Consider the following 12,944-nt stretch of genomic DNA (forward strand, 5'->3'; position numbering starts at 1 on the left):
ATTTGTTATGAAGAAGATTAAAGTAGAGCAGCTTACAAAAGAAGCATTTGCAGAATTTGGCGAAGTATTATCTTATGAAGGAAGAGAAGACTGTGGAGCAAAAGGCTCTCATACATGGTATCCACAGGTTGTAGTCAGAGACACTCCTACATCCATCAATTTGATGGAAGTGTTCCGTAAGCCATTTACAGTGAAGAAATTTGAAGCACATGATCATACGGAGGAGAATTTATTTGCAATGACTGGCGGTATTATCGTTCCATTTGCACCGGCTGGCAAACCGGATCCGGACAAGGTTCGTGCATTCTATATTCCAAAGGGAATGGGAATCAGCTGTAAACCTGGCGTATGGCACTGGGCTCCGAATACACTGGACGATTCCGTACATTGCCTGGTTATTTTCAAGAATAACACAAGCCATGAAGATATATACTTCGATGAACTTCCTGAGGAGATTGGACTCGAACTTTAATAAAACGGAGGAAAATAAGATGCGTAAAATAGATTGTGTATTAGGTGTTGATATGGGTACTGGCGGAGCCAGGGTTGGTATTTTTGATCTGAAAGGTAATCCAATTGTATTTTGTGAGGAACCATATCCATTGTATACGCCAGCTTCCGGTCGCGCAGAGCAGAAGCCAAGCGAATGGTGGGATTCTATCTGCAAGGCATCAAAGAGAGCGATGGCAGAAAGCGATATTGACCCTGCTTGCATCAAAGGTATGAGCGTAGATACAACATGCTGTACTGTTGTCCTGTCAGGGGATGATATGGAGCCTCTTCGTGATGCGATTATGTGGATGGATGTGCGCGCTTCCGAACAGGCAAAGCGTATCTACGAATCCGGACATGATGCATTGAAGTACAATGGATACGGAATGGTATCTGCAGAATGTCTTCCGGCTAAGGCTCTTTGGTTAAAAGAAAATGAACCAGAGACTTATAATAAGGCTACAAGATTTTATGAATGTACAGATTGGCTGATGTATAAATTGACAGGCGAATATACAGCAAGTATTAACTGTGCATCCGTTCGCTGGTATTATAACAATGAAGAAGGTGGATACCCGGTTGACTTCTATAACACGATCGGACTGGATGATCTGGTTGAAAAGCTTCCGGAGAGGGTGTTGCCGTTAGGAGAACTTGTTGGAGGATTGACAGAAAAGGCTGCTGAGGATATGGGGCTTATTCCAGGTATTCCGGTTGGCGAAGGAGGTGCCGATGCGTTTGTTGGCGTTATCGGACTGAATGCACACCAGCCTGGCAAGCTGACATTAATTACCGGATCTTCCCATTTGCATGTTGCCCAGTTTAAAGACCCTATTCACAGAAAAGGAATGTGGGGAGCGTATCCGGATGCTATTGTTCCTGGACTTCGTATGGTTGAAGGCGGACAGACATCGACAGGTTCAATTGTTAACTGGTTCAAAAATCAATTATGTGGTACAGTGAAAATGCAGGCAGAAAAAGAAGGCTGCAGTGTATATGATATTCTAAACCGTGAGGCTGCAAAGCTTCCGATAGGAGCAGAAGGTCTGGTAGCACTAGATTTCTTCCAGGGCAATCGTACACCGCATGTAGATCCGGATGTCAGAGGTATGTTTTACGGATTGTCTTTGGGACATACACCGGCGCATATGTATCGTGCGATTATTGAGAGTATCTGCTATGGTACAGAAGCAATTCTCGAAGTATTCCGCGAAGCTGGATTTGTACCGAAAGCAATGGTTGTATCAGGTGGAGCAGCAAAGAGTGATTTCTGGCTTCAGGCTCATGCAGATGTAAGCAATTGTCCGGTTGTTGTACCGAAATGCAGCGAAGGTCCTGTGCTTGGTTCAGCAATCCTTGGTGCTGTAGCTGGTGGAGTATATCCGGATATTGATACTGCCGCAGAGGCTATGACGGATGTAGAATATACGGTTGAGCCTAATCAGGAAAGACATGAAGAGTATATGTTCTACTTTGAAAAATATAAAGAGATTTATGCAATTGCAAAAGATTGGATGCATTCAGTGACAAATCATGTAACACAGAAATAAAGGATATTCAGGTGGGTATGGTGACATGCCCACTTGCTTATAACAGGAGGAAAACTATGGCAAAGGTATCAGCATCAATCCTTGCGTGTGATCACACAAAGATTGGGGAACAGGTATTAGAAGCAGAAAAGGCAGGCGCGGATATTGTACATATTGATGTAATGGACGGTGTTTATGTGGAGAATGTTACTTTTGGACCACAGCTTGTAGCGGATCTGAAGAAAATTACGAAGCTTCCGCTTTCTGTACATATGGAACTTGTCAGACCTGAGACATTTCTTCCAATGTTTGCAAAAGCAGGTGCGGATATCATTACATTTCAACTGGATGCATGTCCGAACCCGCTTCATATGCTGCGCGAAGTAAAGAAAGCTGGTATTAAGGCGGGACTAGGCATAGGACCGTCTTATGATGTGGAAAGACTTCGTTACCTGCTTCCGCATATCGATGGGTTGATTCTTATGAGTGTAGAACCGGGATATGGAGGACAGCCGTTTGAAGAGAGTATCTATGAAAAGGTGAAAAGATCAGTAGAAATCATGGATGAAACTGGAATACATGTTCCGATCAGCATAGATGGCGGTGTGAATACGGTGACAGGCAAGAAGCTTGTAGAAGCCGGAGCGGATATACTGATCGCGGGAAGTTCTGTATTTGGTGCAGACTCCATTACAGATGCTGTTAAGAGCTTGAAAGCTTTATAGAAAGATACAAAAGGGGGTTTACATGGACCTCCCTTTTGTGTTATACTACGATTCGTGTAAAACAACCGGTGTTCGGTAGCTGGAGGACTCCAACCGCTACTTAATGTCGGCAGTGTAAAGAATAAGGAGGAAAAAGACATGATAACAAAAGAGCAGAAAAGTCAGATTATCGCAGAGTATGGAAGAGGAGAAGGAGATACAGGTTCTCCGGAAGTTCAGGTTGCTATCCTGACAGCAAGAATCAATGACCTGACAGATCATTTCAAAGCTAATCCGAAAGATCACCACTCAAGAAGAGGACTTCTTAAGATGGTAGGTCAGAGAAGAGGACTTCTTGCATACCTGAAAGAGAAAGATATCGAAAGATATCGTGCACTGATTGAGAAACTTGGACTGCGTAAATAATTATCGCATTTTGAGGATTGAAGAAGTGAAACAAGAGCATCGGGATAACCGGTGCTCTTATTTTGATGCTGTTAAAAAGAAAAATAAAAGATAGCCTTTTTATATAATGTATGCTATAATAAACAAGATTGCGAACAGAGACATATATTCCGAGACCACTGAAAAGTGTATTTTGCGAAATATGTTTTTCAGTAGTTTCGGTGGTTTCTGATTGCGCATAGTTGAAATAAGTTTAAGAGATGAATTTGAGAAAGGAATACTACCATGTTTAAACAATTTGAAATGGAATTGGCTGGCAGAACACTGCGAGTTGATGTAGGAAGAGTTGCAAAACAGGCAAATGGTGCAGTATTAATGCACTATGGTGATACAACTGTGCTGTGTACAGCAACAGCATCCGAGAAACCGAGAGAAGGAATTGATTTCTTTCCGTTAAGCGTAGAATATAATGAAAGAATGTACGCTGTGGGTAAGATTCCGGGAGGATTTAACAAGCGTGAAGGTAAGGCATCTGAGAATGCTGTTCTGACAGACCGTGTTATCGACCGTCCGATGCGTCCGCTGTTCCCGAAGGATTATCGTAATGATGTTACATTGGAGAATCTTGTACTTTCTGTAGATCAGGATTGTTCGCCGGAACTTACAGCAATGCTTGGTTCTGCAATTGCAACTACAATTTCTGACATCCCGTTTGACGGACCGATCTCTACTACTCAGGTAGGTCTGGTTGATGGCGAATTTGTATTTAACCCGACAGCTGTTCAGAAGGAAGTGTCTGACATGGCTTTGACAGTTGCGTCTACACGAGAGAAGGTTATCATGATCGAAGCTGGAGCTAATGAAGTTCCGGAAGCACAGATGATCGAAGCGATTTATGCTGCTCACGAAGTAAACCAGAAGGTTATCGCATTTGTAGATACAATTGTTGCAGAGTGTGGCAAGCCAAAGCATGATTATCAGAGATTTGCAGTTCCGGAAGAACTTTTTGCAGCTATTAAAGAGATTGTTCCGCCGGAAGAGATGGAAAAAGCAGTATTTACTGATGAAAAGCAGGTTCGTGAGGAGAATATCCGCCAGGTAACAGAGAAGCTGGAGGAAGCTTTTGCTGATAATGAAGAATGGCTTGCTGTACTTGGAGAGGCTGTATATCAGTATCAGAAGAAGACGGTACGTAAGATGATTCTGAAAGATCACAAGCGCCCGGATGGAAGAGCAATTGAACAGATTCGTCCGCTTGCGGCAGAAGTAGACCTGATCCCACGTGTACACGGTTCTGCTATGTTCACCAGAGGACAGACACAGATCTGTAATGTCTGCACACTGGCACCACTGTCGGAGGCACAGAGACTTGATGGATTAGATGAGAAAGAGACTACGAAGCGTTATATGCATCACTATAACTTCCCTTCATACTCTGTAGGTGAGACAAGACCATCCAGAGGACCGGGACGTCGTGAGATTGGACACGGAGCTCTTGCGGAGCGCGCACTTGTACCAGTTCTTCCAAGTGAATCTGAATTCCCATATGCGATCCGTACTGTATCAGAGACATTTGAGTCTAATGGATCTACATCTATGGCTTCTACCTGTGCATCTTGTATGTCTCTTATGGCTGCAGGTGTTCCGATTAAAGCTATGGTTGCAGGTATCTCATGCGGACTCGTGACCGGAGATACAGATGATGATTATCTGGTACTTACTGATATTCAGGGCCTTGAAGATTTCTTTGGAGACATGGACTTTAAGGTAACCGGTACAAAGAAGGGTATCACGGCAATCCAGATGGATATCAAGATCCACGGACTTACAAGACCGATCGTTGAAGAAGCAATCGCACGTACAAGACAGGCTCGTCTGTTTATTATGGATGAGTGTATGTCAAAGGCAATTGCAGAGCCTAGAACAGAGGTTGGAGAATTTGCACCTAAGATCATTCAGATGCAGATTGATCCACAGAAGATTGGCGATGTAGTTGGTCAGCGTGGAAAGACAATCAATGCGATCATTGAAGAGACAGGCGTTAAGATCGATATTACAGATGATGGCGCTGTATCTATCTGTGGTACTGATGCAGCTGGAATGGCTCGCGCAAAACAGTTGATCGAGATTATTGTAACTGACTTTGAAGCGGGACAGGTTCTGGAAGGAAAGGTTGTCAGCATCAAAGAGTTCGGTGCATTCCTTGAATTTGCACCTGGAAAAGAGGGAATGGTGCACATTTCTAAGATTTCTAAAGAAAGAATCAAACAGGTTGAGGATGTACTTACCCTGGGTGATGTGGTTAAGGTTGTATGCCTTGGCAAGGATAAGATGGGACGTCTTTCATTCAGCATGAAGGATGTAGCTGAATAGGATATAATATTAAGGGACCGGATTTTCTGGTCCTTTTTTATTAAAGCAAACTTAAGATTCAGGTTATTAATTCTTTAGATTCTATACACATCCATGTCACATATCTCCGTTATGCTAAATATAGTTGGAAAGGAAAGCCGGAATTAGTCATATTGCAGGGGGAGACGCAATATAATAATAAAGTCGGCAATCCAATCAAACTTACAGATGAGTATAATTGAAACAGAAAGATAGGAGGAGATTTGCATGGATAAGGGGACATACAGAGATAACTATCAGGAAGTTATATCGATGGAAGAGTATCTGCTCAGAAGGCAGCGTATCCGGGAAGCCGGACGTAAGAACCAGCAGTCTGACGTTGTGGAAAATAGTCCCGCCTGGTTCATGGCAGAACTTTATATTTAACCCACATACATAAGAATTTTAAAGAAAGAGCTGCACGGAACAATCTGTGTGGCTCTTTTGCAAATAAATAAAGTAAAGACTTTGAAAAAAAGTATTAAATGGTATATAATATTGTGAGCGGATTAGGCATGCCTGCCGTCTGCAATATTTTAACAGACAAAGGAGAAACAAAAATGGCTGGATTATTAGATCAGTGGCGTAAAATCGCATATAACGAACAGGCAGACAGAACCGAGCTTCAGAATTTCTGGGCTAATTATTTTAATATTGAAAAGGACATTTATGAGCAGCTGTTATCGGATCCGGATACAGAAGTACGCGGAACTGTAAAGGAACTGGCTGAAAAGTATGGTCAGGATGTTATGACTATGGTTGGATTTCTGGATGGAATCAACGAGAGTCTGAAAGAAGAGAACCCGATCGAAGATCTGTCAGAAGATACACAGGTGAACCTGGTATTTGATAAGGCCCTTCTGTATAAGAATATGGTGGCTGCCAAGGCTGACTGGCTGTATGAACTGCCGCAGTGGAAAGAAATCTTCTCTGAGGAAGAATTAAAGGCGCTTTACAAGGAGCAGAGAGATTCCGGTACAGTTCGTAAACCAAAGAAAATCGGAAGAAATGATCCATGTCCATGTGGAAGTGGCAAGAAGTACAAGAAGTGCTGTGGTAGATAATAATTCTCTGTTTGTATGATCATATGACAGGGGAATGGAAAAGGAAATGGAACTGTTATGGGAATAAATAATGAACTGCTCCAGAAGATTGATGAGAAGTATCCCAGATTAAGCAAGGGGCAGAAGAAGCTTGCCGATTACATCCGGCAGGAATACGATAAGGCTGCGTTTCTTACAGCCGCTAAAATGGGAGAAGTGGTAGGTGTCAGTGAATCGACGGTTGTTCGTTTTGCTATGACTCTTGGATATAAAGGGTATCCGGAATTTCAGAAAGCATTGGAAGAACTGGTGCGGACCAAGTTGAATTCTATACAGCGGATGGAAGTGACCTATGGAAGGATCAGTCAGGGAGAGATCCTGACGTCGGTTCTGCAGGCTGATATTGAAAAGATTAAGCTTACCATGGGAAGTATGGATCAGGAAGCGTTTGAGATGGCGGTGGATACGATTCTGAAAGCAAAGAGAATCTATGTGATCGGTATTCGGAGCTGTGCTCCGTTAGCCAGCTTTCTGAGTTATTATCTGCAGTTGATCTGTGAAGATGTGACGCTTGTTAATACCAACAGTTCCAGTGAAATATTTGAACAGTTGATTCGTATCGGACAGGATGATGTAGTGATTGGTATCAGTTTTCCACGTTATTCCATGAGGACTTTAAAAGCACTTGAATTTGCGAATAATCGCAATGCCAAGGTGATTACATTGACGGACAGTGTTCATTCACCGATGAATCTGTATTCGTCCTGCAATCTGATTGCACGAAGTGATATGGCGTCTATTGTAGACTCTCTGGTGGCACCTTTGAGTGTGATCAATGCGCTAGTAGTAGCTCTTTGCATGAAGAAGCAGAAAGAAGTAGTGGCAACACTCGAAACACTCGAGAAGATCTGGGACGAGTATCAGGTATACAGTAAGGATGAACTGAATATGGTTACGGATAAGGTGGAATTTTCGAATCTTGGCGGAGATGATATTTAGTTATGAGTAAAGTGATTATTATAGGAGGCGGTGCTGCAGGCATGTTTGCGGCAGTACATGCGTCTGATAAAGGGCATGAAGTACATCTTTTTGAAAAGAATGAGAAGCTTGGTAAAAAGTTATATATTACCGGAAAGGGAAGATGCAATATTACCAACGCCTGTGATGTGGAGGAACTTTTTCAGGCAGTAATCGGCAATCCGAAGTTCCTTTACAGCAGTTTTTATACGTACACGAATCAGAATGTGATTGATTTTTTTGAAAATGAAGGCCTTGCTACGAAGATTGAGCGAGGCAACAGAGTATTTCCGGTATCTGATCACTCTTCGGATGTAATCCGTACTTTGTCAGAGGCTATGAGGAAACGTGGTGTTCAGATACACTTGAATCAGAAAGTAGAAAAAGTGCTGCAGAAAGATGGAACGTTTGATGGGATTGTTCTGGAGGATGGTAAGACAGTAAAGGGCGACAGCTGCATTATCGCGACAGGAGGTCTTTCCTATCCATCTACTGGTTCCACCGGCGATGGATACAGATGGGCAGAAGCACTTGGACATAAGGTGACGGAGCGGAGTCCAGGCCTGGTTCCGCTTGAGACAAAAGAGCCATGGGTAAAAACACTTCAGGGATTGTCGCTTAGAAATGTTAATGTCACTGTTTTAGATGGACGTAAGAAATATTACGAAGAGTTTGGTGAACTTTTGTTTACACATTTTGGCGTGAGTGGTCCGACTGTGATCAGTGCCAGCAGTATCGTAGGACAGATGTTGAAAAAGAAAGAACTCACACTGACAATTGATCTGAAACCGGCACTTTCTGAGGAACAGCTTGATAAGAGGTTGCTGAGAGATTTTGAAGAACAAAAAAATAAACAGTTCAAAAATGCACTTGGCGGTTTGTTTCCTTCCAAACTGATCCCGGTTATGGTAGAACTCAGTGGGATTTTGCCGGAGAAGCAGGTAAATGCTATTTCTAAAGAAGAACGCCACAGTCTAGTACGTTTGATCAAGAATTTTGCAATGACACTTACTGGAATTCGTGGATATAATGAGGCAATCATAACCAGAGGTGGTGTATCAGTCCGGGAGATTGATCCTGGTACTATGGAGTCAAAGAAAGTTAAAAATCTTTATTTTGCAGGTGAAGTTCTGGATCTGGATGCAGTAACAGGAGGATATAATCTGCAGATTGCCTGGTCTACCGGATACATGGCAGCACAGGAAATACGATAGAAAAGGTGAAAAATATGGGATTTAATATAGCAATTGATGGACCGGCAGGTGCCGGAAAAAGTACAATAGCCAAGTTGGTGGCGGCCAGACAGAATTGCATCTATGTGGATACGGGCGCAATGTACCGTGGCCTTGCAGTACATTTTCTCGGAAAACAGATTGATCCATCAGATATCAATGCGGTAATTGATGCCTGCCGGGATGCGGATGTAAGTATCCGTTACGAAGACGGTATGCAGCAGGTGTATTTAAATGGAACGAATATTACCGGACAGCTTCGAAGTGAAGAAGTCGGCGATATGGCGTCTAAGACATCTGCGATTCCTGAAGTTCGCACAAAACTTCTGGAACTGCAGCGCACTATGGCAAGAGAACATGATGTAGTGATGGATGGAAGAGATATCGGAACCAATATCCTGCCAGATGCAGATGTGAAGATATATCTGACTGCAAGTGTGGAAACTCGTGCTAAGCGGAGATTTGATGAGCTTCAGGCAAAAGGACAGGAATGTGATCTGACTAAGATTCAGGAAGACATCAGAGCGCGGGATCACAGGGATATGACGCGAGAGACTGCGCCGCTCAAACAGGCAGACGATGCAGTGCTGGTGGACAGTTCTGATATGAATATAGAAGAAGTAACAGATGCGATTCTTGCGATATGTGCAGATAAGCAGAAGGAGACGGTATGAAAGTTCTGTTAGCTAAGACTGCCGGTTTTTGCTTTGGAGTGAAACGTGCGGTTGATACCGTATACCAACAGGTAGAAGAGAATAAAGACTGTAAGATCTATACGTTTGGTCCGATCATTCATAACGATGAAGTGATCAAGGATATGCAGGCGAAAGGTGTGACTGTACTGGAGGGAGAAGAAGATCTTCCAAAGGCAAAGAACGGGATTGTGATCATACGATCCCACGGAGTGCCGAAACGCATCTGTGACCGAATGGATGAACTGGGGATTCAGTACGTCGATGCGACCTGTCCATTTGTGAAAAAGATTCATAAAATTGCAATGGAAAAAGCAGAAGAGGGCGCATTTCTTGTGGTGATAGGCAATCCGGTACACCCGGAGGTAGAAGGCATTATGGGCTGGGCTGGGGAAGATGCGGCTGTTATTTCTACGGCAGAGGAAGCGGAGCATCTGACGGTGCCAGAGGACAGGAAAATATGTGTTGTTGCACAAACGACATTTAATTACAATAAATTCAAAGAATTGGTTGAAATTATTTCGAAAAGGCGTTATGATATAAGTGTTTTGAATACGATTTGCAGTGCGACGAAAGAGCGGCAGACTGAAACCGCCCGTATTGCAGACAGGGTCGATGCGATGATCGTTATTGGAGATAAACGAAGTTCCAATACCCAGAAGCTATTCGAGATATGCAAGAATGCATGTAACAATACGTACTATATACAGACACTTGACGATTTGAATGTGAATCAATTAAGGTCCGTGGAAACAGTAGGTATTACAGCAGGGGCATCCACGCCCAATAATATAATTGAGGAGGTTCAAAATTATGTCAGAATTAACTTTTGAACAAATGCTAGAAGATTCGTTGAAAACAATTCACAACGGAGAGGTGGTTGACGGTACGGTCATTGACGTTAAGCCAGATGAAATTATTTTAAATATAGGTTACAAGGCTGACGGAATCATTACAAAGAGTGAGTACACGAATGAGGCCGGTGCAGATCTTACAACTATGGTATCAGTTGGAGATTCAATGACAGTTAAAGTATTAAAGGTAAATGATGGCGAAGGTCAGGTATTATTGACATACAAGAGACTGCTTGCTGAAAGAGGAAATGAAAGACTGAAAGAAGCTTTCGAGAACAAAGAAGTACTGAAAGCACCAGTTGTTCAGATCCTTGGTGGTGGATTAAGTGTTGTTGTTGATGAAGCAAGAGTATTTATCCCGGCAAGTCTGGTATCTGATACTTATGAAAAAGATCTCAGCAAATATCAGGGACAGGAAATTGAGTTCGTAATCAGTGAGTTCAATCCTAGAAGAAACCGTGTGATTGGTGACAGAAGACAGCTTCTGGTTGCTGAGAGAGCAGAAAAGCAGAAAGAACTTTTCGCAAATCTTCATGTTGGAGATACAGTAGAAGGTGTTGTAAAGAATGTTACAGATTTTGGCGCATTCATCGATCTTGGTGGAGTAGATGGTCTGTTACATATTTCAGAGATGTCCTGGGGACGTGTTGAGAATCCTAAGAAAGTATTCCAGGTTGGCGAAAAGCTGAAAGTACTCGTGAAAGATATTCACGATACTAAGATCGCACTCAGCCTGAAATTCCCAGAGACTAATCCATGGGCTAATGCTGCAGAAGATTATGCAGTAGGTAAAGAGATCACAGGTAAGGTTGCAAGAATGACAGATTTTGGTGCATTCGTTGAACTCGCTCCTGGAGTAGATGCTCTGCTTCATGTTTCACAGATTTCTCGCGCACATGTTGAAAAACCATCTGACGTACTTTCAGTTGGACAGGAGATTACTGCTAAGATTGTAGATCTGAACGAAGCTGAGAAGAAGATCAGCCTGAGCATGAAAGCACTTGAGAAACCGGAAGAGGCATCTGAAGGTGAAGAGGCTTAATTACTGATAAGAACAGACTTGATATATATGAAAAAGATAGCAAAGATAGGGACACGAAAGTGCCTCTATCTTTCTGTGTTGTTATGCCTAAAATGTTAAATAATAGGCAAGCTGTATTGAAAAATGTACAACGAAACATCCTACATTTATGGAAAATTAGGAGATTTTTTTGTATATTATATATAATAAACTAAAAGGAAGGAAGGAAGGAAAAGGAATGGCACTGTTAACATTTAAGGGTGGTATTCATCCGGATGACGGCAAGAGTCTGGCAAAAGATAAGGCGATTGTTGATGTGAAGCCAAAAGGAGATCTTGTATATCCGCTTTCGCAGCATATCGGTGCTCCGGCAACTCCAATTGTTGCCAAGGGAGATCACGTGCTGAGAGGACAGAAGATTGCGGAAGCTGGCGGATTTGTTTCTGCTCCGATTTATGCATCAGTATCCGGAACGGTAAAAGCAATTGAACCTCATTTTAATCCTACTGGGGCAAAGGTGAACTGCATCGTAGTAGAGAATGACGGAGAGTACAAGGAAGTTGAATATGCTCCAGTAAAACCGTTGGAGGAAATGACAAAAGAAGAGATATTGAATGCGATCGGTGAGGCCGGTGTTGTAGGTATGGGTGGAGCTGGATTCCCTACTAAGGTGAAGCTTTCTCCAAAAGAGCCGGAGAAGATTGACTATATTATAGCAAACTGTGCGGAGTGTGAGCCATATATCACTGCCGATTACAGACGTATGATGGAGACGCCGGAACGCCTTGTTGGTGGTATGAAGGTTGTCCTTTCACTGTTTGAACATGCAAAAGGTATTTTTGGCGTGGAAGATAATAAGCCAGATTGTATCGAGAAGCTGAAAGAACTTACAAAAGATGAGCCTCGTATGGAAGTTATGGCATTAAAGACCAAATACCCTCAGGGTGGTGAGCGTCAGCTGATCTATGCTACAACCGGGCGAGCAATCAACTCTACTATGCTTCCGGCAGATGCGGGATGTGTTGTAGATAACGTTGAGACTATGATCAATATTTACCAGGCAGTTGTAGAAGGAAAGCCTTCTATTGAACGTATTGTTACTGTCAGTGGTGATGCGATCAATGAGCCTGGTAACTTCCGCGCACCATTTGGTATGAATCAGATGGAACTTGTAGAGCAGGCTGGTGGATTTAAGGAAGAACCAGAAAAGGTGATTTCCGGTGGTCCGATGATGGGATTTGCCATGTTTACTGTAGATGTACCTGTTACGAAAACATCTTCTTCAGTTCTGGCATTTGTAAAAGATCCGGTTAAGAGACTGGAAGAGACCGCATGTATCAACTGTGGACGTTGTGTGGATGCCTGTCCAAGCCGTATTATTCCGTCTCGTCTGGCTGATTATGCACAGCATCATGATGCGGAGACATTTGAAAAAATGAACGGTATGGAATGCGTAGAGTGTGGATCATGTAGTTACGTCTGTCCAGCTAAGAGACCGTTGAAACAGTCAATCGGTTCCATGAGAAAGATTGTTCTGGCTAATCGCAGAAAGAAAAAATAACAA

General features: G+C 42.8%; 13 protein-coding genes. All 13 read left to right on the top strand.

Annotation, left to right across the window (positions count from 1 at the left end; genetic code table 11):
• The first annotated feature begins 7 nt into the window (after positions 1-7).
• The 13 genes from DWZ93_RS02705 (at position 8) to rsxC (ending at position 12,941) form a co-directional block, all read left to right on the top strand.
• The gene (locus DWZ93_RS02705) at positions 8-472 is read left to right on the top strand and encodes an ureidoglycolate lyase (RefSeq protein WP_118383724.1); all 465 of its coding nucleotides are present in this window, start codon (positions 8-10) and stop codon (positions 470-472) included.
• 19 nt (positions 473-491) lie between these two features.
• Positions 492-2,042: an FGGY-family carbohydrate kinase gene (locus tag DWZ93_RS02710; RefSeq protein WP_118383723.1), complete on the top strand. Its 1,551-nt coding sequence runs from the start codon at positions 492-494 to the stop codon at positions 2,040-2,042.
• 56 nt (positions 2,043-2,098) lie between these two features.
• Positions 2,099-2,746: a ribulose-phosphate 3-epimerase gene (gene rpe / locus DWZ93_RS02715; RefSeq protein ID WP_158567113.1), complete on the top strand. Its 648-nt coding sequence runs from the start codon at positions 2,099-2,101 to the stop codon at positions 2,744-2,746.
• 138 nt (positions 2,747-2,884) lie between these two features.
• Entirely contained in the window at positions 2,885-3,151 is a 267-nt protein-coding gene (gene rpsO, locus DWZ93_RS02720; protein ID WP_118383721.1) for a 30S ribosomal protein S15, read from the top strand.
• Between the two features lie 264 nt (positions 3,152-3,415).
• The gene (locus DWZ93_RS02725) at positions 3,416-5,503 is read left to right on the top strand and encodes a polyribonucleotide nucleotidyltransferase (RefSeq protein WP_118451888.1); all 2,088 of its coding nucleotides are present in this window, start codon (positions 3,416-3,418) and stop codon (positions 5,501-5,503) included.
• Positions 5,504-5,749: 246 nt separating this feature from the next.
• The gene (locus DWZ93_RS14825; protein ID WP_199665564.1) at positions 5,750-5,908 is read left to right on the top strand and encodes a hypothetical protein; all 159 of its coding nucleotides are present in this window, start codon (positions 5,750-5,752) and stop codon (positions 5,906-5,908) included.
• A 173-nt stretch (positions 5,909-6,081) separates the two neighbouring features.
• On the top strand, positions 6,082-6,585 hold the full coding sequence (locus DWZ93_RS02730) for an SEC-C metal-binding domain-containing protein (RefSeq protein ID WP_118383720.1): 504 nt from the start codon (positions 6,082-6,084) through the stop codon (positions 6,583-6,585).
• A gap of 57 nt (positions 6,586-6,642) precedes the next feature.
• Entirely contained in the window at positions 6,643-7,563 is a 921-nt protein-coding gene (locus DWZ93_RS02735; protein ID WP_118383719.1) for a MurR/RpiR family transcriptional regulator, read from the top strand.
• 2 nt (positions 7,564-7,565) lie between these two features.
• Positions 7,566-8,795, top strand: coding sequence for an NAD(P)/FAD-dependent oxidoreductase (locus DWZ93_RS02740; protein ID WP_118451889.1), 1,230 nt, complete (start codon positions 7,566-7,568; stop codon positions 8,793-8,795).
• Positions 8,796-8,809: 14 nt separating this feature from the next.
• Positions 8,810-9,487 (top strand): (d)CMP kinase, encoded by a 678-nt coding sequence (gene cmk / locus DWZ93_RS02745; RefSeq protein ID WP_118383717.1) that lies wholly within the window; start codon positions 8,810-8,812, stop codon positions 9,485-9,487.
• Positions 9,484-10,338 carry a 4-hydroxy-3-methylbut-2-enyl diphosphate reductase gene (ispH, locus tag DWZ93_RS02750; protein ID WP_118383716.1) on the top strand — a complete coding sequence of 285 codons (855 nt, stop codon included), beginning with the start codon at positions 9,484-9,486 and terminating at the stop codon, positions 10,336-10,338. Before cmk ends, ispH begins: the two co-directional genes overlap by 4 nt.
• Entirely contained in the window at positions 10,319-11,401 is a 1,083-nt protein-coding gene (rpsA, locus tag DWZ93_RS02755) for a 30S ribosomal protein S1 (protein ID WP_118383715.1), read from the top strand. The genes ispH and rpsA overlap by 20 nt, the downstream gene beginning before the upstream one ends.
• Before the next feature lie 217 nt (positions 11,402-11,618).
• Complete coding sequence (gene rsxC, locus DWZ93_RS02760; protein WP_118452070.1) at positions 11,619-12,941, top strand: electron transport complex subunit RsxC; 1,323 nt, start codon at positions 11,619-11,621, stop codon at positions 12,939-12,941.
• The last annotated feature ends 3 nt before the right edge of the window (positions 12,942-12,944 follow it).

Source organism: Dorea sp. AF36-15AT (assembly GCF_003477705.1).
Classification (GTDB): domain Bacteria; phylum Bacillota; class Clostridia; order Lachnospirales; family Lachnospiraceae; genus Claveliimonas; species Claveliimonas ammoniilytica.